A 20,240-nucleotide genomic window follows, 5' to 3' on the forward strand; every position below is an offset into this window, starting at 1 on the left:
CCATGAGTGTTGCTTTTACCCGCGAGGAGGATCTGGAGGCCACGGCCGCCGATCTGCCCGACCGTCCGATCTCGCCGCATGCCAATCTGGTCACGCCGGAAGGCCTGGCCGCGATCGATGCCGCCCTGGCCGCGGCGCGTGCCGCCTATGGCGCGGCCCAGGCCCATGGCGAGATCGAGACCGACCGCACGGCCATGGCCCGGGCCACCCGTGACCTGCGCTACTGGTCGGCGCGGCGCGCCTCGGCCCAGCCGGTCGAGATCGCGGCCGCCGACGGCCGCGTCCGCTTCGGCGGCTCGGTCACCATCGAACGCGAGGACGGCCGGGCCCAGACCTGGCGTATCGTCGGCGAGGACGAGGCCGACCCGGCCGCCGGCAGCGTCAGCCATATCTCGCCCCTGGCCGTGGCCCTGAGCGGCAAACGCGTCGGCGACGAGGCCGTCATCGCTGGACAGACGGTCGAAATCACCGCCGTCGACTGAGCCATCTTCACCCGGGTGGTTGTCCCGGGCCGCCGCATGCCCCAAACAGGGCGCATCCGGTGCCGAATGCACCACGCGGCCGCCGCAAGGCAGCCCGCCCCCGGCGCTCAAGCAGCGCGACGCGCGACAGCGCTACTGAGGAATGCCCATGGCCCGTAAGCCCAACTACAGTTTCGAACGTCAGGAGCGCGACCGCGCCGACGCCAAGAAAGCCGCTGAAAAAGCCGCCGCCAAGGCCGAAAAGCGCGCCGCCGCCAAGGCCGAAAAAGAAGAAGACGGCCCGCCCGAAGACGGCGGCCCCCAGGGCTAGCTCCGTCTTTTGGCGCTAGCGCGCGCGACGCGGTCGCCAGGCCGCGTCGGGTCGAGAAGGCGGAGCCTTCTGGCCGCGGCCCAAGAAAAATGCGGCTAGAACGCCCGGGACCGAAAGGCCGGACCAGCCACACACCGGTTCAGCGGGCGGTGGACACGACCACCGACCCTGCGGTGGGCGGCGCGAGGGTCCGCTGCAGCACCAGCAGGGTCACCAGCACCGCGGCATAGACGGCCAGCTGAATCCCCATCGGGCGATCCGAATAGCCGACCAGCACGTGCAGCGATCGCCCGATCAGGCCGTTGTCGGGCAACCAGGCGGAGGTGTCCCACAACTGGTCGCCGAACGGCGACACCAGTCCGGCCCGGACCAGATAGACCGCCGCCTGACCCGCCATGCCGGCCGCCAGCAGGCTCAGCAGCAGGTTGGTGACCCCGAACAGCCGGCGCGTCGGAATGATCAGCAGGCCGCGATAGATCAGCCACGACAACAGGCCGCCGACAACGATACCGCCCACGCCACCCAGCAGCACCGCCGCCGGGGCCTCGCCGCCGGAGACGACGATCCCGAACAGGAACAGCACCACCTCGGCCCCTTCGCGCAGGATCGCCACCCCGATCACCACCGCCAGAGCCGTCATCGCCCGTTCGCCCACGGCCACCGACCGGCCCAGCGCGCCCATCTCCTGCGACAGGGCCCGGGCGTGCCGCGCCATCCACACCGTATGCCAGGCCAGCATCAGCACCGCGGTGCCCAGCACCACGGCGTTGAACACGTCCTGACCCGCGCCGGCGAAGGCCCCGGCCAGCTGTCTGGCGAACAGCGCCAGCAGCCCGGCCCCGGCCAGACCCCCGGCGGCCCCGTAGCCGATAAAGCGCAGCCGTCCCGGCGTGCCGGCGGTCGCCGCCAGCACGATGCCGATGATCAGCCCCGCCTCAAGGACCTCGCGAAAGACAATCAGAAGCGCGGCCAGCATGACTATTGCGCCGCGACGGCGACGATCCGGCCCTGGGCCGTGCGCGGGTGGAATTCGCCGACAAAATCATAGGTGCCCGGCCGCAGCGGGCCGATGAAGAAGCGCACGGTCGCGCCCGGCGTGACCATCTTCTCGATGCGCAGGTCGTGGCTGTCGAACTCCTCAGTGGCCCGGTCGTGATTGATCAGCACCACCTGCACCCGCTGCCCGGCGGGCACGGTCACCGTCGCCGGCGTGAAACGATGGTCCCGCAGCGTCAGTGTCACCGTCGGCTCTCCGGCCGCGAGACTGCCGGTCGCGGCCAGTCCGGATATCAGGGCTGCGGCCAGCAGCCGCACAGTCAGACGCTTCATGATCAGTCACTCCAAAAACAGGCCCGAGGGATTACCGCGATTGACAATCGTTCGCAAGACAGAATATGCGATTGTTTCTCAACTAAGGGACCTGAACAGATGACCATCATGCGATCCGCGGCCGGAGGCGTTCTCGCCGTGGCGCTGTGCTGGGCCGGTGCGGCCGTGGCCGAGCCCGGACTGGGCCAGACCGTCTACACGCCCTACGTCAGCAACGGCCTGACCGAGCTGGAGGTGCGCAGCGGCCGTCTGTCCGGCGGCAGCGCCGACGGCGACCAGACCACGGTGTTCGAGCTGGAGCACGGCTTCAGTGACCGCTTCAGCCTCGCCGTCCTGGCCGAGGTCGAGGATGAGCCGGGGGCCGCGCGCAAGCTCGACGCCATCGCCGTTGAGGGCGTCGTCTATGTCGGCCAGATCCCGGGCCTCGGCATCGACGTCGGCCTGTACGGCGAATACGAACAGCGCATCCACAATGAATCCGGCGTCGTCGAGGGCAAGCTGCTGCTGGCCAAAACGCAGGACAATTTCCAGGCCCTGCTCAATCTGGTGGTGAAGAAGCCCCTGACCGACCGGCCCGGCGAGAACACCACCGCATACGGCTATGCCGCCTCGACCACCTGGGAGGTCGCGCCCCATCTGCGTCTCGGCCTCGAGGCCTTCGGTGACCTCGGCGTGGCCGGCGCCCTCGGCGGCCGTCAGGCCCACTACATCGGCCCGATGGCCAAATGGGAAACCCACCCGTCGTGGCTGCCCGCCGAGCTCGAGATCGAGGCCGGCTACCTGTTCGCCGCCGGCACCGCCCGCGCCTATACCGACGGCCAGATCCGCCTGCTGGTCGCGCTGGAAAAGCGGTTCTAGGTCGCGTCGGGTCGGGAGGTCCCGGAGGGCCGACGACCGCGGCCCAAGCATAGAGCCGCGTCGGGTCGGGAGGTCCCCCCGGCTTGATCGGGGGGCCGACGACCGCGGCCCAACAAGAATGCCGCGTCGGGTCGAGAAGGCGAAGCCTTCTGACCGCGGCCCAACAGGAATGCGCCTACCGCAAACACCCGCCTGAGCCCGGCCCCCAGTCCAGCGCCCGCACCGACGGCCCCGCCCGCCGCTCCAGCAGCAGGTCGGTCACCGCCCAGACCAGGGCGTCGGCCCGGTCGGGGCTGGCGCGGCCGCTGTCCTCGGCCCCCAGACCGCACAGCTCCTCTTCCAGCGCCTCCAGCCCGGCGGCATGGGCGACCCGGCCCTGTTCATAGAGGGCCGCCACCGGCTCGGCCCGCGCCGCCTTGCCCAGCACCGCATGCACGCGCCGGATCGGCACCGTCAGCCCCGCCGCCCGCAGCACCGCCCCGGCCATGGCCCCGCCCTGATTGGTCTCGACCACCACCCGCTGCGCCCCATACGCCTCGACCGCCGCCCGCACCCGCCCGGCCCAGCCCTCGGGCGACAGCCCCCGCACCGTCCGGTCGGCCAGCACCAGAACCCGCTCCCCGGCCCGCCCGGCCACCACGATCCCGCACGCATCCCGCGCCCGCCCCGACAAGGGTCCGGCGGGGGATCGACAGCCACCACCACACATTCCAGGGGGCTATCGCGCTTCGCGCTACTTGAGCCCATGTCCTGGGGGCTATCGCCCTTCGGGCTACTTGAGCCCGGCCCCCCCACCCCGCTCATCCCCGCGAAAGCAGGGACCCATTCCCGTCCCAGCGTTCTTGCCTTCTCGATCTCCGCATAGGTGAACAGCGCGCCTTCGACCTCCAGCACCCGCCCGTCCAGCTCCTGCGCCGCCCGTCGGGTACCGCCGTACAGATCCAGCATCGCCGCCAGAAATCCGGGGGCGAGGTGGGCGGCATTGGCCCGCGTCGGCGCATCGCTCCGCACCAGCCCCGGCTCATCCAGCACGCCCCTCAGCAACCGCCCCGGCCTGGGCGTCGAGGTCAGCATCAACCGTGGAGGGCTACCCCTCGCGACGCGGTCGCTCGGTGCCTGAGCCCGGTCACCCCCCTCGTCCCCGTGAGCGTGCGGCGAAGCCGCCAGGCCGCGTCGGGTCGGGAGGTCCCGAAGGGCCGACGACCGCGGCCCAACAAGAATTCGCTCGCCATCCCCCGCCGATAACCTCAACCCCAGTCTCAGCATGGCGAGCGTCTCCACCCCATACGCCCACGCACAGAACTCATCCCCCCAGGCCGCGTGAAACTGCGGCCCGCGCAGCCGCTCAGGCTCCCGCGCCGAGAAGATCAGCCCCAGCACCCCGCCCGGGAACACCACCCGCCGCAGCGACGGCTCGAATCGCGCGCCCGAGCGGAACGGCAGGTTCAGCACCCCCGACGGCCCCTCGACCATCACCGCCCGCGCGTCGTTCAGCGTCGGCGCCACCAGGGCGATGCGCCCGGCCGCCCCCACCGTCCGCGCCAGCCGCGCCGCCTCGCCCCAGACCCATTCCGCCCCCGCCCGCGTCTTGCCCGCCCCGCGCCCGCCCAGAAACAACCAGGTGGTCCAGTCCCCGCCCGGCGCCCTCTGCCCGCCATGCGCCGCCCGGTCCCAGGCCTCCGCCCCGGCCCGTTCAGCATTGAGCGCCCTCCCCCTTGATGGGGGAGGGTTGGGTGGGGGTGACACTCTGACCGACTGAGTCTCCGGCGTTCCCTCCGGCACCCTCGTGCCTTCACCCCCATCCCCGACCCTTCCCCCCTCGAGGGGAAGGGAGCATCATCGCTCAACCCGCGCCCTCCCCCCGCAGAAAGTCCAGCGCCGCCCGCCGCCCGCGCTCGGTCCCGTCGGCGTCGTCGCCGTCGCCGTCGCCTCCGGCCCCGCCGCGCGCCAGCCGTTCCAGCGTCCCGGCCAGCCGCGCATAGGTGTAGGCCCGCGCCGGTTCCAGATCGCGCAGCATGCGGATCGCGCTCTGCGCCGCCGCCCGCGCCGCCTCCCCCAGCGAGGCATCCACCGCCAGAGCCCGGCACGGCGCATCGGCCGCCGCCACACCATCCTCAGCCCCCAGCACCCGCACCGCCGCATCCGCCTCACCCGGCGACAGCCCCGTCAGCGGCGGCCGGTCATCCATCCGCCGCCAGCCGTCGCGGCGCGCGCGGGCATACAGGGTCCGCTCGGTCCCGCCATATTTTTCAACCAGGGCCCTGGCCGTGGCCCCGGCCTGATACAGCCGCCGCATCTCGTCCCATTCGGCCTCGTTGCGGCGGCGATAGGGTTTGCGGTGAAGGGGTGTCGATCGGGTCATGCCCGCATTATCCGCCAGGCCGGACCCGGGGCGGGAAATTGGCGCTCAGAACCCGTCAAACCGTTGAGCGGGCGCGGGTTTTTCGCAAAAATTAGGCGGAAACGTCGCCAATCCTCCCCCACCGGGGGAGGGGGACCGCCGGAACGGCGGTGGAGGGGGCCCGCCCCCGCACAGACCCGCCCCCGTCTCCTCCCTGTCGCGCAGCGATGGGGATGGGGACCGCGAAGCGGTGGAGGGGTTGGCACCTTGGCGACGGTGGCCAGTCGCGGGCCGTTCTCATCCGAGGTCAAACAAATCGTCTTGTTCGCGTATGTACGGTCCCTTGAGAATGATCATGATAGCCGCTTCACCGTACTTCTGGATCAGTCGCTGATAAAAATCGGGCTCTACGTCCTTGGCGAAGGCGATCATACCGGCGATTCTGGAACGATCGGCAGGATCACTCTCGTTTTCTGGTGACATGAAGCGATAGATGTCCGATCGCAACCTTCTCTTGCGACCGCGACCTATTGAAACTTTCTCATCGGGCGTAACGACCAGTCCAGTTATGGAGCGCCGGTATTTTCTTGAAAGATGCGTGGTCTTTTTTCGGTTTAAATGAAGGTTAGCGTAGGCAAAACTACCCGCTAGTTCTGAGACCTTTTCACATACGCCTTCAAGCACGTTCGCCTCGTAAGACGATATGAAAATGTCGTCAGCATAACGAGTATAGATCAGATTTCTTTCTTCACACCACGCCCAAAGATCATGATCGAAACCGTACATCATCGCGTTCGTCAAAGCCGGCGAGGATGGGGCCCCGATCGTCAAAGCGTCGTTGCGGCACAAAATGCGCCGAACAAATGAGAGGTCCGCTTCATTCAGATTGAGGCCGGCATCACCAATAAATGCCTCCACCTGACCGCCATGAAACGACGGAAAAAACTTCTCGAAATCAAGCCTGACTGTGTATCTCGTCGTTCGGTGAAATTCAGCGTTGGCGCGAATGCTAGCGCCCTTCTTATAGGCTGTCGCCGCCACATGGATCGGTAGGCCTTTAATGAAAGCGGCTACTATCCACCGTTGAAGCGCCTTAATTTCACGGCTCGGTTGCTCGATAACTCGCTTCTCATCAGTGCCGCGTTTATCTATTTCAAATACTTTGTAACGGCGCGACGCAGTACTTGCGTACCGCTCCAGCTGATTGGCGGAAAGATTAGTGCGTCCCATTAGGCGTTCAAGGAGCATGCGCCAACTCCAGTATTGCTCCGAATTCGGGGTCAGACGCTAGCAAGAGGTTAGCTAGCTCAAGACGAATAGAACTCTCTTCATCTCTCCGGCCCTCTCTGGCTGGAAGAAAGCCTGCCACTTCACCACCGATTTTGTAGTGCCCGTACGGCTCTATTCTCGTCAAATACGATGCCCCCCTTAATATAGAAAGCATCTCTTTTACTGCTTTTCTACTCGCCTTGCCGCTATAGATAGAGTTAAATAAATACAACACGTCATCTTCGGTCGCGATAGACAGCAAATCCGCAATTTTATAAGCTAGAGATAATTTTTCATACTCAGACGTATCGGCAAACCCCCCGGGGATAAATGCTTTCATATATGAAGATACAGGGCGCTCGTTAATACGGTCCACGATTAACTCAAAATCCGGATCGCTGTATGAAATTACAATTGGCAACCCAAATTCGGATCCCTCACTAAACTGCCTGGCCGGACCAAGGTTTAGAAAGCCGCCCTTTCCTTGATACTGCCCATCAAGAACAAGTATCGTTCGCTCGTAGAATGTCTTTATTTGAGAAAAAAGACCCACCTCCGCATAAGAACCGGCGGCCTCTGGAAACAGCACTATGACGTGCGAAAGCTTGGCTATTATTAGCTCGAACTTTCCTAGGTCAAACGCCCCCCCGGCCAGTTCATCGGCATAATTCTTAATCGCGTGCTCAGGCCGAAACAATTTCAGCTTTGGGTGGTTCGCCGCACAATAATCGCTAAATTTTGTTCGTAAAAAACTATCGCCTGTACCACCACAAACGAAGACTAGGTCTCCAGCCCGCTTAACTGAGCAGCCCCCTTTGAGGTGTTGGACCACCCGCCGGCGCAGCGCCTTGTTTGCATCTGAGCGAAGCGGGTGATCCAATCCAGTCCAACCCCTTACCGAGAGCGGCCGACTTCGGGCTTCCGAGGCGGCGCCGAGACGTAAGGCCGGGGTCGACTCGGAAGTCCGAAGTCGGCGCCCAAATTTACGCAATCAAATACAGCCCGGCTGTACACCAGGCATAGAGTGTCACGCCCACTCAAACGTGGGTTAGCACCCAGCTAAGAGGTAGATTCAGCCTGCATCAGGATACGTATCTGCACAACCAAAAAGGGCGGCCCCATCGCTGGGACCGCCCTCTTCTGTTCGTTCAGCCTGACTGGCTCCCCGGCCCGGACTCGCGGGCCGCTGACGCGACCCGCTCCTCCACCGGGGATGTGGATCAGAAGTCCATGCCACCCATGCCGCCGCCCATGCCGCCCATGTCGGGGGCACCGCCGCCGCCCTTCTTGGGGGCGTCAGCCACAGCGGCTTCGGTGGTGATCATGATGCCGGCGACCGAGGCCGCGTCCTGCAGGGCGGTGCGAACCACCTTGGCGGGGTCGATGACCCCCATCTTGACCAGGTCACCGTATTCTTCGGTCTGGGCGTTGAAGCCGTAGGTGGCGGACTTGTTGTCCAGCACCTTGCCGACCACGATCGAGCCTTCGACGCCGGCGTTTTCGACGATCTGGCGGATCGGGGCCTGGATGGCGCGACGGATGATGGCGATGCCGGCCGTCTGGTCGGGATTGTCACCCTTGAGGCCTTCGAGGGCGCGGGTCGCCTTCAGCAGGGCGATACCGCCGCCGGGGACGATGCCTTCTTCCACGGCAGCGCGCGTGGCGTTGAGGGCGTCGTCGACGCGGTCCTTCTTCTCTTTCACTTCGACCTCGGTCGAGCCGCCGACGCGGATCACGGCAACGCCGCCGGCCAGCTTGGCCAGACGTTCCTGCAGCTTCTCCTTGTCGTAGTCCGAGGTGGTGTCCTCGATCTGCTTCTTGATCTGGCCGATACGGGCCTCGATCGTGGCCTTCTCACCGACGCCGTCGACGATGGTGGTGTCGTCCTTGGTGATGGTGACCTTCTTGGCCTTGCCCAGCATGTCGAGGGTGACGTTCTCGAGCTTGATGCCGAGGTCTTCCGAGATCACCTGGCCACCGGTCAGGATGGCGATGTCTTCCAGCATGGCCTTGCGGCGGTCACCGAAGCCCGGGGCCTTGACGGCGGCGACGCGCAGGCCGCCACGCAGCTTGTTGACCACCAGGGTGGCCAGGGCCTCGCCCTCGATGTCCTCGGCGATGATCAGCAGCGGGCGGCCGCTCTGGACCACGGCTTCCAGGATCGGCAGCATGGCCTGCAGGCTCGACAGCTTCTTCTCGAACAGCAGGATCAGAGGCTCCTCGAGCTGGACCTCCATCTTGTCGGCGTTGGTGATGAAATAGGGCGACAGGTAGCCGCGGTCGAACTGCATGCCTTCGACGACGTCCAGCTCGGTCTCGGCGGTCTTGGCCTCTTCAACCGTGATGACGCCTTCGTTGCCGACCTTTTCCATGGCCCTGGCGATCATTTCGCCGACCTCGACGTCGCCGTTGGCCGAGATGGTGCCGACCTGGGCGATTTCGCTGTTGGCGCTGACCTTCTTGGCCGAGGCCTTGATGTCGGCGATGACGGCGGCGACGGCCTTGTCGATGCCGCGCTTCAGATCCATCGGGTTCATGCCGGCGGCGACGGACTTGAGGCCTTCCTGCACGATCGACTGGGCCAGGACGGTGGCGGTGGTGGTGCCGTCGCCGGCCTTGTCATTGGTCTTGGAGGCGACTTCGCGGATCAGCTGGGCACCCATGTTCTCGAACGGATCTTCCAGCTCGATCTCTTTGGCGACCGAGACGCCGTCCTTGGTCGAGCGCGGCGCGCCGAACGACTTCTGGATGATGACGTTGCGGCCTTTCGGGCCGAGCGTGACCTTGACGGCATTGGCCAGGACGTTGACGCCGCGCAGCATCTTCTCGCGGGCTTCGGTGGAGAACTGAACTTGTTTGGCAGCCATGTGAGGCGGCTCCTGTGTCTAGAGTGTGTGAGGAAAAGTCTAGGAAACGCCGGTGCTTACGAAAGCACGCCCAGCACGTCCGACTCTTTCATGATGATCAGGTCGTCACCGTCGATCTTGACCTCGGTGCCCGACCATTTGCCGAACAGGATGCGGTCGCCGGCCTTCAGGTCCATGGCGACATGCTTGCCATCCTCGTCGCGGCCACCGGGACCGACCGAGATGACCTCGCCCTCCTGGGGCTTTTCCTTGACGGTGTCGGGGATGATGATCCCGCCCTTGGTTTTGGATTCTTCTTCCACGCGCTTGACCAGCACGCGATCGCCGAGAGGACGAAACGCCATCTGTGTATTCTCCGATTGAAGACTTCTAGAATTCATCGCCAGCGCCTCGGGACCGGTTTTGGCAGCCGATGCCTGCGAGTGCTAACGCGACTGGCAAGTAGGGAGGCGACGTCGCATCGTCAAGCAGGGCGGGGCGGATAATCCTGTCCGCAGCGACCCCCGTCCGGGTCCGCGCACCGACCGACATGATGAACAGGAGATGAACACCCCCCTGCAGGGTCATTCAGGCGCGACCTGCCATGGTGTCACCAACCCCGGCGCACCGCCGACCGCAAACCGAAGGGACGGACCATGAAAACATTCCCCAGACTCGCACTCGCCTCGCCGGCCGTGGCCGGCGCCATGGTCCTCGGCCTGATGGCCGCCGGTCCGGCCGACGCCCAGAGCCGCTACCGCACCTATGACCAGGACCGTGGCCGCACCCAGGACAGTCAAACTCAAGGTGTTCTGGTCGGTGCCGCCATCGGGGCCGTGGCCGGTGCCCTGCTCGGCAATGGTGACAGCACCTATGTCGCCGGGGGTGCCCTGGCGGGTGCCGCGATCGGGGCCTCGGCCGGCAGCAATGACCGCTGCAGCTACTACCGCGACAACCGCTGCTACCGGAACCAGGGCCATTGGGAACGCGAGCACGGTATCAACAGCCGCAGTGGCTACGGCTACACCTACGACAACGGCTACGGGAATGCCTATGGCAACGCTTACGGCAACACCTACGGCAGCGGCTACGGCTACGGCACGACCGGCACCGCGACGCGTGACCGCCGGGATTGCAGCTACTATCGCGACAACCGTTGCTACCGGAACCAGGGTCACTGGGAACGCGAGCACGGCATCAACAGCCGCGACCGCAACTATCGCTACGATCGCCGCTGGTAGTCAGACTCCCTACGTCCGGTCGCGTCGTCTTTGACCGGACGGGCGAAAAAGGCGGCCCCCTGAAACGGGAGCCGCCTTTTTCTGTCTTCCCTCTCCCATTGGGAGAGGGCTTGAGCGCGCGGCGGCGAAGCCGTCGTCCTTGCGCTCAAGGGTGAGGGTCGATCATCCGCATTCGGCGCAGGCCGCTAGGGTTGCCCCCGAGGCCGTCGCCTTCTGCGCCAAAGCGCAACTCCCGTGAACGTGGCACCCGTGGTCAGAAGCCCGAATACGATCAGTGCTGGCCCTGAAATCAGGGCGGCCTTGAACGACTCCACGAATGTTTCGGGCGGCGGCTCCAGAGGCTCCGGCTCCAGACCGAACATCTCGCGAATGGCGTTCGCTTGGGTGCTGCCGCGTCGGAAGACCAGTGCGCCGGAACAGACGCCCTGCATGACGGCATAGGCGTCGACGCCGTCCGCCGACATCGAAGGCGGCAGTTTGCGAAGCGCGAAAACATAGCCGCCGCTGATACGTTCAGGCGGCCCGTTGTTTATCTCTCGATACCAGTAAACCGTGACCGCTGACGGCACCGTCCCCGCGATGATGTGGTTGATCTCGACCGTCAATCGCGCCCGGTCGGTCGCGCGAACATCCTTCGTGACGTAGCCCACGACGACAGCATCGGCCTGCCGCGCATCGCTCAGCTTCGGCTCTATGTAAACCGGGCAGGCGTCAGCCGAAGCCACGGTCAGCAAGGATATCGCCGCTGTAGCAGCCGCCACTAATCGATAGGCTGTCATCCGAATCCGCGCCCGCTCATCAAGGGAGTTTCTGCGGCGGAAGGTTAAGGTCCGCTTTCGACCCGTCGGCGTTGTCCGCACGACACCGCTACGCCCTTGTCATCCCGGAAGCGCCGAAGGCGCTATCCGGGACGCTTGACCGCCCCAGCCCGACCCTCCCGGAAGCGGCGTCAGCCGCTATCCGGGAGACAGGTCAGGATCCAACGTGGCCGAACCCGTCTCCCGGACAATCGCGCCGCGATTTCCGGAAGGCCCGAGCACATGGGAGTATGCCGTCCCGGATCGCCGCTACGCGACGTCCGGGATGACAAGGTGACCAGACCGCTGAGCATGTCGATAGGCCGCTATCGACCCTCAGCGGATTCTTGACCAGTCGCCTAAGCCGCGTCGTCGTAAGGATGCAGCTTGGCGCTCCGTCATCGTTAGGGGGTAGTTCCGACTGTGGGCGACGATGAGGCGCTCGCCTCTGGTCTGGAAATAGGCCAGGCAAGGGTCGGCCATAACAATGATTATAGACGGCGGCGCGCCCTTGATTACGTTGACCACCCGGAGTCTTCCGGGAGGCGGCGATCCCGATTCGTTGCGAAGCCGGAAGCGCGGAGAGCGCTCTACAATGACTTCCGCCAGGTAGTCTGAATCCTGAAATATCCGGAAGGCGACTTCGTCAACCGTGGCCTGGCTCGGTTCGGGCGCGACGAAAGCGGGCGGGCTGCAGGCGAAAGCTGCGACTGGCATGCTGACGTTGAGCAGCACAATGCCGACAACGAGCGAGAACGGCTGGCTCATCGAATGGTCTCCACGCTGCCCTTTACAAGTAGCTTCGCTCGAAGGCGTTAAGGTCCGCTGACCACCCACGGTCGACAGTCAGTCCCCCCGAAGCGGACAGTCCGCTCGCCCGTCCGCTCGCCCCTCACCCCAGCAGCCGCTTCAACAGCCCCGCCGTCGACGGATCCAGCCCGGCCGACGGCTTCCCCGCCTTCACATCCTTCAGGATCGCCGTCGCCAGCACCTTGCCCAGTTCGACGCCCCACTGGTCGAAGCTGTTGATGTCCCAGATCACGCCCTCGACGAAGGTCTTGTGCTCATACAGGGCCAGCAGGGCCCCCAGGGTCTCCGGCGTCAGCCGCGCCAGCACGATGGTGGTCGAGGGCCGGTTGCCGGGAAAGGCCTTGTGCGGGGCCAGACGGTCGGCCTCGGCGGCCTCGGCTCCGGCGATCAGCAGTTCGGCCCGGGCCACGGCCGCGCTCTTGCCGACCATCAAGGCCTGGGCCTGGGCCAGGGCGTTCGACCACAGGGGGGCGTCACCGATCCCGGCATCGTCCTCCCCGGTGTGACGCACGATGATGAATTCGGCCGGCACCACCTCGGGTCCCTGATGGATCTGCTGGAAGAAGGCGTGCTGGCCGTTGGTGCCGGGCTCGCCGAACACCACCGGTCCGGTCGGCGTATCGACCGGTGAGCCGTCGCGGCGCACGCCCTTGCCGTTCGACTCCATCTCCAGCTGCTGCAGGAAGGCCGGCAGGCGGCGCAGGGCATGGGCATAGGGGGCCACGGTGCGGGCCGGGCGCTTCAGTCCCGCGACATTGAACACCTGGGCCAGGGCCAGCAGCGCCGGGGCGTTGCGATCCAGCGGGGCCGCAACGAAATGATCGTCCATCGCCGCCGCCCCGGCCAGCAGGCCCTCAAACACTTCGGGACCGAGCGCGACGGCACAGGACAGGCTGACCGCCGACCACAGGGAATAGCGCCCCCCGACCCAGTCACGGAAGGCGAAGCTGCGCCCGCAACCGAAAGCCTCGGCCCGCTCCGGCGCGGCGGTGACGCCGATGAAATGCCGCTCGCGCCCGGCCTCGGGCAGGGCCCCGGCCAGCCAGGCCTTGGCCCGCTCGGCATTGGCCAGGGTTTCCTGGGTGGTGAAGGTCTTGGACACCACCACCACCAGCGTGGTCTCGGGGTCCAGCCCGGTCAGGGCTTCGGCCATGTCGCGCGGGTCGATATTGGCGACGAACCTCAGATCGATGTCCGGATTCAGCGGCCGCAACGCCTCCCACACCAGTCGCGGTCCCAGATCGGATCCCCCGATGCCGACGTGGACCACCGTCCGGAACGGCTTGCCGGTCGCGCCGGTCTCCCGCCCGGTCCGCACGGCCGTAGCATAGGCGGCGATGGCCTGACGCACCGCGGCGACTTCGGCGGACACCGGCTCACCCATGGCATGGAAGTCAGCCCCGGGCGCGGCCCGCAGCGCCGGATGCAGCACCGCCCGCCCCTCGGTGCCGTTGACCGCCTCGCCCGCGAACAGGGCGGCGCGGCGGCCCTCGACGTCACATTCCCGGGCCAGATCCAGCGCCGCGTCCAGACCCGCGCGGCTCCAGCTCTGTTTCGACAGGTCCAGCCACAGGCCGGCGGCCTCGACGGACAATCGGTCCATCCGTCCGGCGTCGGCGGCGAATTGATCGAGGATCGGGGTCGCGCCGTCGGCCCGCGCAACGGTTTCGAGGGCCGCCAGGGCCCGGGCGCGATGAGATGTCACAGGCATAACGGCCAACTCCGGGACGGCGATCAAGCTCTCGTTTACGGGTCAGGCGTAAGCCGGTTCAACCGCTGATTCGCGAATTCTGTCCCGAGAGGTCTGCCATGTCCTGTGGTCTCGCCATCGCTTCCATGCTGATGCTCACCAATCCCGACGTCGCCCTGGCCGCCGCCCAGCCGCCCGCCGCGGTCGATGCGCCGGTCTCCGTGGCGGGTGAGCCGCTGTTCGCCGACATCGTCGCCCGCTCCGGAGCGCTCAAGGCCGAGGTCGACGGCTGGGCCGCCAACGGGGCCGCCGACCAGAGCGGCTTCCTGACCGGCGATGTCTTCGCCGGCTTCAAGGCCCGGGCCGCCGAACTGGCCGACATCGACATGCAGGGCCACATCATCCTGCGTGATCGCGGCACCGACGGCGATCTGAAATGCATCCTGCGCGGCATCTCGGAAGACATTCCGAAGAAGGTCGAAGCGGTCGAGACCGCCGCCACCGCCCCGGCCCGCGCCGTGGCCCTGTCGGAACTGTCCTATCTGCTGAACGACAACGTCGAGGTCATCACCGCCCCGCCACAACCGGAATCCTGACAACACACCCTCTCCCGGTGGGAGAGGGATCGGCGACTGTCCGTCAACGCGTCGATCACAACCGGACGGCACGCCCGACCACATCATCGCGGCGGTCCGGGATCATGCAAGGCGGCTGGATATCTAGTTCCCGTCCCTTCTCCCATTGGGAGAAGGTGGCCCGGAGGGCCGGATGAGGGTCGACTGCATCCGTCGGCGTAAGCCGCCGCTCCGGTCCTGCCGCGGCTTCGCCGACCGCCAGCACTCGACCCACACCCTTTCGCCTTCCCGATCGCTGCGCTCCCGGAGGCTCAAGCCCTCTCCCAATGGGAGAGGGCTCACTCCACCCCCTTCAGGGCGTCGAGGATGACCCCCTCGGTCAGCAGTTGCGGCAGGACCCTCGGTTCGGCCCGTCCCGGCACATAGACCAGATACAGGGGCACGCCCGAGCGGCCGTGCCGTTGCAGCTCGGCGGTGATGGCGTCGTCACGCCGGGTCCAGTCCCCGACCAGATAGACGGCATTGGCCCGATCCAGCGCCGCGATCACGCGGGGCGAGTCCAGCGCCGCCCGCTCGTTGATCTTGCAGGTCACACACCAGTCGGCCGTAAAATTCACCAGCACCGGACGACCGTCCGCCCGGGTTGCCGCGACCGCGGCCTCTGACCAGGGCATTCCGGCCCGGGCGCTGCCAGTATCCGCAGCCACCGGCTCACGCGGCGCGGCCACGGCCATCACGGTCAGGACGACGGCGGCGACCAGTCCCAGACCGGCCGCCACGGCGGGAATCAGGCCCCGCGCCCCGGCGGCCCGCGCGCCCTGAACGATCCCGAACAGCCACAGACTGAAGGCCAGCAGCAGACCGGCCGCAAACAACAGCGCCAGAGCCTCGCCGCCGGTCTGGCGCGCGAACACCCACACCAGCCACAGGGCGGTCGCGTACATCGGGAAGGCCAGCAGCGATTTCAGCCGCTCCATCCACGGGCCCGGACGCGGCAGTCGTGCCAGCAGACCCGGCGACAGGCTGACGGCGACATAGGGCAGGGCGAGACCCAGCCCCAGGGCCAGAAACACCGCCAGCGTCATCGGCCAGGGCATCAGCAGCGCCGCCCCGAGAGCAACCGCCATGAAGGGGGCGGTGCAGGGCGCGGCCACGACCACGGCCAGCACTCCGGTGAAAAAGGCGCCCAGTCCGCCCGACAACCGCGCCAGTGGCCCCGAACCCGCGCCCTGCAGGCCCGCCCCGATCTGAAACACGCCCGACAGGTTGAAACCGACCGCGAGCATCAACAACGCCAGGGCGGCGATGACGCCCGGCGACTGCAGCTGGAACCCCCAGCCGACCGCGTCTCCGGCGGCGCGCAGGACCAGCATCATCCCCGCCAGGATCAGGAAGGTGACCAGCACGCCGGCGAGGAAGGCCAGCCCGTCGCGACGGGCGTGCTGCGGCGCATGGGCCGAAGCGGTCAGGGCCGCGGCCTTCATGGCCAGAATCGGAAACACGCAGGGCATCAGATTCAGGATCACCCCGCCGATCAGGGCGAACAGCACGGCCCGGGCAAAGACGGCCAGACCGCCGGGGCCGGCGACCATGTCCACCTCCCCCGAACGCAGCACGGCCCCGCCGCCGGTTCCGGCCAGCGGCGGACCCGGTTCAGCCACGATTTCGAACGCCCCGACGCCCGTCGACAACACCCCCTCGACCGGCCCGGCCAACCCTGTCGCCATCAGATCGGTGTCGGGCTGCAGCCTCAGGGTCAGGCCCTGCGGACCCCGCTCGCCCGTCTGTGCCGCCGGGTGGGAGATCAGGTCACTGCGAAAGGGAAAGAAATAGACCGGCCCGGGATCGACCCCGGCCAGCGGTCCGCCGCTCGCGGTCAGGGTCAGGACCCCGCCATCCAGCGTCGCATGGGCCCGGATTCCAGCGGGGCGCGGCGCGGTCTCGAGAACCCGGCGAATCGCCTCGCCATGGCGACGGTCCAGCGGCGCGGCCCCATCGCGGACCGGCAGGTCGAGCCGCAGCGTCAGTTCGTCCGGCACACACATCTCGGCGCTGCACACCAGAAACAGGGCCTGAACGGTCAGCGGCACGCTTGTCCCCGCCCGTGCGGTCGGGGGGATCTGGACCGGCACCGGCAGATAGACCTCGCCGGAATAGCCGTAATTCATCAGACCCTGCAGGCGCTGCTGCCGGGGCAGGGGCCAGACGATCGCTCCGGCCTCGACCCCCGCGGGCAGCCGCCAGTCCAGCGTCGTCGCCCCGCCGGAATCGCCCGGATTGCGCCAATAGGTATGCCAGCCGGGCTGAATCACCTGTCGAACCGCAACGACCGCCGTCGACCCCGGGGCCGCCCAGGCCGACATGGGCACCAGCTCGGCCTCGATCCGCGGCGTCGACACCGGTCCCGGCGACGCCGTGTCCGGCACCCGGCTGACGGGCTGGGCCACCGCCGGCCCGGCCGTTCCCAGCACCAGACAGGTCAGAAGAATGATAAATTGGCGCAAAACAGGATGTCCGGCAGTCGAAGCAGCGGCGACCTTAGCCAAGCCCGCCGCCCGGAACCACCGGCCGCGACCGACCGCCGCGGCCAAACCCCGTCCCGGGACCCGGTTCCGACCAAAAAAAGGGCGGCCCGCCAGATGGTGGACCGCCCTCAATTTCAAGCCTGATCAGATCAGGCCCTTGCGTCCAGCCCTAGTAACGGCGCTGGCCATCTTCCCAATAACATTCGGTCTGACGGTTATCGTAGCAATAGTAATAGCGACCGGAGCTGTCGCGATAGCGTTGCTGGTTGGACCGGTCCTGCTGCGAGCCGCGAATGGCCCCGGCGGCCCCGCCGACGACAGCCCCGATAGCCGCGCCACGGCCGGCATTGCCGTCGCCGACATTGTTACCGATGATGGCTCCGGCGACGGCACCAATGCCGGCACCGATAGTCCCTTGGCGCAGGGTCTCGTTATTTCCGTAGGGATCGGTGGTGCAGGCGGTGGCCATCAGGCCCGCGGCTGCAATCGCGACGACTGCCTTAATCATGTTGCTGTCCTTCAATGCCAATACTGGGTTCGCCCCGTGGGAGAGAACGCTGGATCATTGTAGAGGTTCCCGCGCTATGATGCGTAACGTGGCTGTAATAGGCTGTATTTCCGGCAGGGGTGAGGGCGCACAGGGGGTGTGCCCCGGTACTGCCGGAACTCTAAGGGGGGCTTCCATGCGTTTTTCTCAACCCATCCGGATGGCTGACGACGGTGCTTCCAGTCCGGTCTGGGCCCGATCCCGGAAACGGGGTTCGGGAGGCTCGTTCGTGGGCCTGATCGTCACCCTTCTGGCCCTGTTCGGGGCCCTCACCGCCGCTCTGGGCGTAAAGGAACATTCGCTTGCCGGTGGCGGCGCGATTGTCGACGGCTGGATTTCCAGTGCCTGGAGCAGTGCGAAGACCCTGGTCGGCAAAGCCCCTGCCGCGGCCGATGAAGCCGCAAACGAGGCCGGCACAGCCGCCACCCGGGCCGGCGACGCCCTTCAGGCCGGGGCCGAAAAAGCCGCCGAAGAACTGAACAAGTAATCCGCGCCCAGGTAACGCGCCGACCGGAACATTGCCCCGGTCGGCGCGTTCGGGCGACATGACCAAAACCCTGACAAACCCCGCCACACCCGCGGCGAAGACTGCCCGCCGCAAGCCGGCGCGAGGACCCGTGAGGCTGTCTTCTCATGTCGCCGGAAAAGGGGTTGTCATGCTGGTCAACCCGCTGTCGGGCGGGGTGGACGACAATGCTGTGGCCGAGGCAACGGCCATCCTGTCGGATCACGGTTGCGACGCCACTGTCATCACGCTCGAGTCCGGCCGTCTTGAGGCCCAGGTCGATGAGGCCCTGGCCGCCGGCCCGGACGTCCTGCTGGTACTCGCCGGCGACGGCACCGCCGGGACGATTGCCGCACGCGTCGGCCCCAACGGACCACTGGTCGCGCCTCTGCCAGGCGGAACCATGAACATGCTGCCCCAGGCCCTCTACGGGACAACAGACTGGAAAACGGCCTTGGGGCTGGTCCTGGAGGAGGGCGTTCCTCTCAACGTCGGCGGCGGCGAGATCACCGATCTAGATGGTCGGTACGCCTTTTATTGCGCTGCCATCCTGGGATCTCCGGCCCTGTGGGCCCCCGCTCGCGAAGCGATACGATCCGGCCGGCTGAAGCTGGCTTGGGGTTATGCGCGGCGGGCTCTCCGGAGAGCTTTTTCCGGCCGCCTCCGCTTCGCCCTCGACGCAAGGGGCTTCCGGCGCGCCGAAGCCCTGGTTCTGATCAGCCCCACAATCTCCAGGGCGGTGGACGAGAACGCCGGACTCGAGGCCGCCGCCATGAACCCGTCGGACGCAGCCCAGGCCTTCCGTCTGGCGGCCCACGCCCTGTTCACCGACTGGCGACACGACCCTACGGTCAGCACCACCGCCACCCGTCACGTCCGGGTCCGGGCCCGCTCCCGCATTCCGGCGGTCATCGACGGTGAGCCCGTGCTCTTGCGCCAGGAGGCCGAGGTTCGGTTCGTTCGCAAGGCCTTCCGGGCCCTGGCTCCGGCTCCGGCTCCGGCAGCCGGGGACCCCGCCTAATGGGTCGTATTCTGCAGTTCTCCGACATTCATTTCGGGTGCGAACATCGACAGGCCGCAGCAGCAGCACTTGATTATGCTCACGCCACCCCCGCCGACATGGTGCTGATCACCGGGGATATCACCCAGGAGGGCCATCGCGATGAGTTCGCCGCAGCCAGCGTCTGGATTCAGGCGATGCCCGAGCCGACCTTCGTGGTCGTCGGCAATCATGACGTGCCCTACTGGAATATTCCGGCCCGGTTGTTCTGGCCGTGGCGCGCGTTCGAGAAGGCCATCGGCCACCCGGCCCATGATCACCAGTTTCGCGCGCCTGATCTGATGGTGCGCGGCGTGACCACGGCGCGAGGCTGGCAGGCGCGCCCCAACTGGTCCAAGGGGGTCATAGACTTGGACCAGACCCGCCGCGCGGCCGAAGCGTTGCGCCAGGCTCCCGTCGGGGCATTACGGGTACTGGCCTGCCACCACCCACTGATCGAGATGATCGGCGCACCAATGACGGGCGAGGTTCGACGCGGAGCCGCCGCCGCGCAGATCTTCGCCGAGGCCGGAGTCGACCTGATCATGACCGGCCACGTCCACGTCCCCTTCGCCCTGCCGATCGAGATGTCGGATCGCTGTTGCTACGCTGTCGGTTGCGGGACCCTGTCGCTGCGCGAACGTGGAACGCCACCGGGCTTCAATCAGATCGACTGGAACGCTGCGGGCATCGTGGTGACCGCCATGGCCTGGACCGGGCGCGATTTCGAACCGCAACAGGTCTGGAAGCTGGCGCGCCGGCAGGATACGCGCCGGGCGGCGACGGCTCCGGACCCGAACATCGCCGGGACCCGGGAACGGGCCGCCAACTGACTTCCAACGCCAAAGGGGCCGCGATCGTGAAAATCGCGGCTCCGTACTCAGGATTCTGACGTCGGCCTAGAGCCCGGCACCACGTCTCCGGCCGGTCAGAAAATGCACCACCAGCAGGATCAGAAACACAACAAACAGCACATAGGCGATGTTGATCGAGACGGCGGCGACGCCGCCCATATTCAGGGCACCGGCAACGAGTGCCAGGATGAGGAAAATAACGGCGTAGCGAAGCATCGGGGC

At 66.7% G+C, this 20,240-nt stretch carries 22 protein-coding genes and 1 pseudogene; 8 read left to right on the top strand and 15 right to left on the bottom strand.

What is annotated here, in order from left to right:
• Positions 1-2 precede the first annotated feature (2 nt).
• Positions 3-482 (top strand): transcription elongation factor GreA, encoded by a 480-nt coding sequence (greA, locus tag AAC050_RS08225; RefSeq protein WP_339914594.1) that lies wholly within the window; start codon positions 3-5, stop codon positions 480-482.
• A 148-nt stretch (positions 483-630) separates the two neighbouring features.
• On the top strand, positions 631-792 hold the full coding sequence (locus AAC050_RS08230) for a hypothetical protein (RefSeq protein WP_339914595.1): 162 nt from the start codon (positions 631-633) through the stop codon (positions 790-792).
• A gap of 139 nt (positions 793-931) precedes the next feature.
• Here the strand turns inward: AAC050_RS08230 and AAC050_RS08235 are convergent, their stop codons facing one another.
• Both AAC050_RS08235 and AAC050_RS08240 read right to left on the bottom strand, forming a co-directional pair.
• Complete coding sequence (locus AAC050_RS08235; protein ID WP_339914596.1) at positions 932-1,768, bottom strand: FTR1 family protein; 837 nt, start codon at positions 1,766-1,768, stop codon at positions 932-934.
• A gap of 2 nt (positions 1,769-1,770) precedes the next feature.
• Positions 1,771-2,121, bottom strand: a complete 351-nt coding sequence (locus AAC050_RS08240) for a cupredoxin domain-containing protein (RefSeq protein WP_339914597.1) — start codon at positions 2,119-2,121, stop codon at positions 1,771-1,773.
• A 108-nt stretch (positions 2,122-2,229) separates the two neighbouring features.
• Here AAC050_RS08240 and AAC050_RS08245 point away from each other — a divergent pair, with 108 nt between their 5' ends.
• Complete coding sequence (locus tag AAC050_RS08245) at positions 2,230-2,979, top strand: hypothetical protein (RefSeq protein WP_339914598.1); 750 nt, start codon at positions 2,230-2,232, stop codon at positions 2,977-2,979.
• A gap of 175 nt (positions 2,980-3,154) precedes the next feature.
• On the opposite strand, the gene AAC050_RS08250 is transcribed toward AAC050_RS08245, so the two are convergent.
• The 7 genes and pseudogenes from AAC050_RS08250 to AAC050_RS08280 form a co-directional block, all read right to left on the bottom strand.
• Complete coding sequence (locus tag AAC050_RS08250; protein ID WP_339914599.1) at positions 3,155-3,616, bottom strand: hypothetical protein; 462 nt, start codon at positions 3,614-3,616, stop codon at positions 3,155-3,157.
• Positions 3,617-4,233: 617 nt separating this feature from the next.
• A pseudogene (locus tag AAC050_RS08255) lies at positions 4,234-4,761 on the bottom strand (terminase family protein); the annotation flags it as partial.
• Positions 4,762-4,822: 61 nt separating this feature from the next.
• Positions 4,823-5,341, bottom strand: coding sequence for a hypothetical protein (locus tag AAC050_RS08260; RefSeq protein ID WP_339914600.1), 519 nt, complete (start codon positions 5,339-5,341; stop codon positions 4,823-4,825).
• Between the two features lie 276 nt (positions 5,342-5,617).
• Positions 5,618-6,568 carry a retron St85 family RNA-directed DNA polymerase gene (locus tag AAC050_RS08265; protein ID WP_339914601.1) on the bottom strand — a complete coding sequence of 317 codons (951 nt, stop codon included), beginning with the start codon at positions 6,566-6,568 and terminating at the stop codon, positions 5,618-5,620.
• Complete coding sequence (locus AAC050_RS08270) at positions 6,558-7,469, bottom strand: retron St85 family effector protein (RefSeq protein WP_339914602.1); 912 nt, start codon at positions 7,467-7,469, stop codon at positions 6,558-6,560. The genes AAC050_RS08265 and AAC050_RS08270 overlap by 11 nt, the downstream gene beginning before the upstream one ends.
• Positions 7,470-7,809: 340 nt before the next feature.
• Positions 7,810-9,456, bottom strand: a complete 1,647-nt coding sequence (gene groL, locus AAC050_RS08275) for a chaperonin GroEL (protein ID WP_339914603.1) — start codon at positions 9,454-9,456, stop codon at positions 7,810-7,812.
• A gap of 56 nt (positions 9,457-9,512) precedes the next feature.
• Entirely contained in the window at positions 9,513-9,800 is a 288-nt protein-coding gene (locus AAC050_RS08280; protein WP_339914604.1) for a co-chaperone GroES, read from the bottom strand.
• Between the two features lie 291 nt (positions 9,801-10,091).
• Here AAC050_RS08280 and AAC050_RS08285 point away from each other — a divergent pair, with 291 nt between their 5' ends.
• A complete protein-coding gene (locus AAC050_RS08285; protein WP_339914605.1) occupies positions 10,092-10,676 on the top strand; it encodes a hypothetical protein in 585 nt (194 codons plus the stop codon).
• 185 nt (positions 10,677-10,861) lie between these two features.
• Here AAC050_RS08285 and AAC050_RS08290 read toward each other — a convergent pair whose 3' ends face one another.
• The 3 genes from AAC050_RS08290 to pgi all read right to left on the bottom strand — a co-directional run bounded on the left by AAC050_RS08290 (position 10,862) and on the right by pgi (position 13,994).
• Positions 10,862-11,410: a hypothetical protein gene (locus tag AAC050_RS08290; RefSeq protein WP_339914606.1), complete on the bottom strand. Its 549-nt coding sequence runs from the start codon at positions 11,408-11,410 to the stop codon at positions 10,862-10,864.
• Between the two features lie 399 nt (positions 11,411-11,809).
• Positions 11,810-12,241, bottom strand: coding sequence for a hypothetical protein (locus AAC050_RS08295; RefSeq protein WP_339914607.1), 432 nt, complete (start codon positions 12,239-12,241; stop codon positions 11,810-11,812).
• A gap of 124 nt (positions 12,242-12,365) precedes the next feature.
• A complete protein-coding gene (gene pgi, locus AAC050_RS08300; RefSeq protein WP_339914608.1) occupies positions 12,366-13,994 on the bottom strand; it encodes a glucose-6-phosphate isomerase in 1,629 nt (542 codons plus the stop codon).
• Between the two features lie 98 nt (positions 13,995-14,092).
• On the opposite strand from pgi, the gene AAC050_RS08305 reads away from it, so the two are divergent.
• Positions 14,093-14,569, top strand: a complete 477-nt coding sequence (locus AAC050_RS08305; protein WP_339914609.1) for a hypothetical protein — start codon at positions 14,093-14,095, stop codon at positions 14,567-14,569.
• Positions 14,570-14,886: 317 nt separating this feature from the next.
• On the opposite strand, the gene AAC050_RS08310 is transcribed toward AAC050_RS08305, so the two are convergent.
• A complete protein-coding gene (locus AAC050_RS08310; protein ID WP_339914610.1) occupies positions 14,887-17,052 on the bottom strand; it encodes a thioredoxin family protein in 2,166 nt (721 codons plus the stop codon).
• A gap of 190 nt (positions 17,053-17,242) precedes the next feature.
• Complete coding sequence (locus tag AAC050_RS08315; protein ID WP_339914611.1) at positions 17,243-17,581, bottom strand: YMGG-like glycine zipper-containing protein; 339 nt, start codon at positions 17,579-17,581, stop codon at positions 17,243-17,245.
• Between the two features lie 175 nt (positions 17,582-17,756).
• On the opposite strand from AAC050_RS08315, the gene AAC050_RS08320 reads away from it, so the two are divergent.
• The 3 genes from AAC050_RS08320 to AAC050_RS08330 all read left to right on the top strand — a co-directional run bounded on the left by AAC050_RS08320 (position 17,757) and on the right by AAC050_RS08330 (position 19,997).
• Positions 17,757-18,107: a hypothetical protein gene (locus tag AAC050_RS08320; protein ID WP_339914612.1), complete on the top strand. Its 351-nt coding sequence runs from the start codon at positions 17,757-17,759 to the stop codon at positions 18,105-18,107.
• Between the two features lie 169 nt (positions 18,108-18,276).
• On the top strand, positions 18,277-19,146 hold the full coding sequence (locus tag AAC050_RS08325) for a diacylglycerol kinase family protein (protein ID WP_339914613.1): 870 nt from the start codon (positions 18,277-18,279) through the stop codon (positions 19,144-19,146).
• Positions 19,146-19,997, top strand: coding sequence for a metallophosphoesterase (locus AAC050_RS08330; protein ID WP_339914614.1), 852 nt, complete (start codon positions 19,146-19,148; stop codon positions 19,995-19,997). Before AAC050_RS08325 ends, AAC050_RS08330 begins: the two co-directional genes overlap by 1 nt.
• A gap of 66 nt (positions 19,998-20,063) precedes the next feature.
• On the opposite strand, the gene AAC050_RS08335 is transcribed toward AAC050_RS08330, so the two are convergent.
• Positions 20,064-20,234: a DUF1328 domain-containing protein gene (locus AAC050_RS08335; RefSeq protein WP_339914615.1), complete on the bottom strand. Its 171-nt coding sequence runs from the start codon at positions 20,232-20,234 to the stop codon at positions 20,064-20,066.
• Positions 20,235-20,240 lie beyond the last annotated feature (6 nt).

It is taken from the genome of uncultured Brevundimonas sp., assembly GCF_963974615.1.
Lineage (GTDB): Bacteria > Pseudomonadota > Alphaproteobacteria > Caulobacterales > Caulobacteraceae > Brevundimonas.

Coding starts and splice junctions, on each gene's coding strand:
- AAC050_RS08245 (WP_339914598.1), top strand. CDS start 2,230: ATGCGATCCGCGGCCGGAGGCGTTCTCGCCGTGGCGCTGTGCTGGGCC.
- AAC050_RS08240 (WP_339914597.1), bottom strand. CDS start 2,121: ATGAAGCGTCTGACTGTGCGGCTGCTGGCCGCAGCCCTGATATCCGGA.
- AAC050_RS08320 (WP_339914612.1), top strand. CDS start 17,757: ATGCGTTTTTCTCAACCCATCCGGATGGCTGACGACGGTGCTTCCAGT.
- AAC050_RS08335 (WP_339914615.1), bottom strand. CDS start 20,234: ATGCTTCGCTACGCCGTTATTTTCCTCATCCTGGCACTCGTTGCCGGT.
- AAC050_RS08305 (WP_339914609.1), top strand. CDS start 14,093: ATGTCCTGTGGTCTCGCCATCGCTTCCATGCTGATGCTCACCAATCCC.
- groL (WP_339914603.1), bottom strand. CDS start 9,456: ATGGCTGCCAAACAAGTTCAGTTCTCCACCGAAGCCCGCGAGAAGATG.
- AAC050_RS08325 (WP_339914613.1), top strand. CDS start 18,277: ATGCTGGTCAACCCGCTGTCGGGCGGGGTGGACGACAATGCTGTGGCC.
- AAC050_RS08265 (WP_339914601.1), bottom strand. CDS start 6,568: ATGCTCCTTGAACGCCTAATGGGACGCACTAATCTTTCCGCCAATCAG.
- AAC050_RS08330 (WP_339914614.1), top strand. CDS start 19,146: ATGGGTCGTATTCTGCAGTTCTCCGACATTCATTTCGGGTGCGAACAT.
- AAC050_RS08230 (WP_339914595.1), top strand. CDS start 631: ATGGCCCGTAAGCCCAACTACAGTTTCGAACGTCAGGAGCGCGACCGC.
- AAC050_RS08315 (WP_339914611.1), bottom strand. CDS start 17,581: ATGATTAAGGCAGTCGTCGCGATTGCAGCCGCGGGCCTGATGGCCACC.
- greA (WP_339914594.1), top strand. CDS start 3: ATGAGTGTTGCTTTTACCCGCGAGGAGGATCTGGAGGCCACGGCCGCC.
- AAC050_RS08235 (WP_339914596.1), bottom strand. CDS start 1,768: ATGCTGGCCGCGCTTCTGATTGTCTTTCGCGAGGTCCTTGAGGCGGGG.
- AAC050_RS08285 (WP_339914605.1), top strand. CDS start 10,092: ATGAAAACATTCCCCAGACTCGCACTCGCCTCGCCGGCCGTGGCCGGC.
- AAC050_RS08260 (WP_339914600.1), bottom strand. CDS start 5,341: ATGACCCGATCGACACCCCTTCACCGCAAACCCTATCGCCGCCGCAAC.
- AAC050_RS08295 (WP_339914607.1), bottom strand. CDS start 12,241: ATGAGCCAGCCGTTCTCGCTCGTTGTCGGCATTGTGCTGCTCAACGTC.
- AAC050_RS08280 (WP_339914604.1), bottom strand. CDS start 9,800: ATGGCGTTTCGTCCTCTCGGCGATCGCGTGCTGGTCAAGCGCGTGGAA.
- pgi (WP_339914608.1), bottom strand. CDS start 13,994: ATGCCTGTGACATCTCATCGCGCCCGGGCCCTGGCGGCCCTCGAAACC.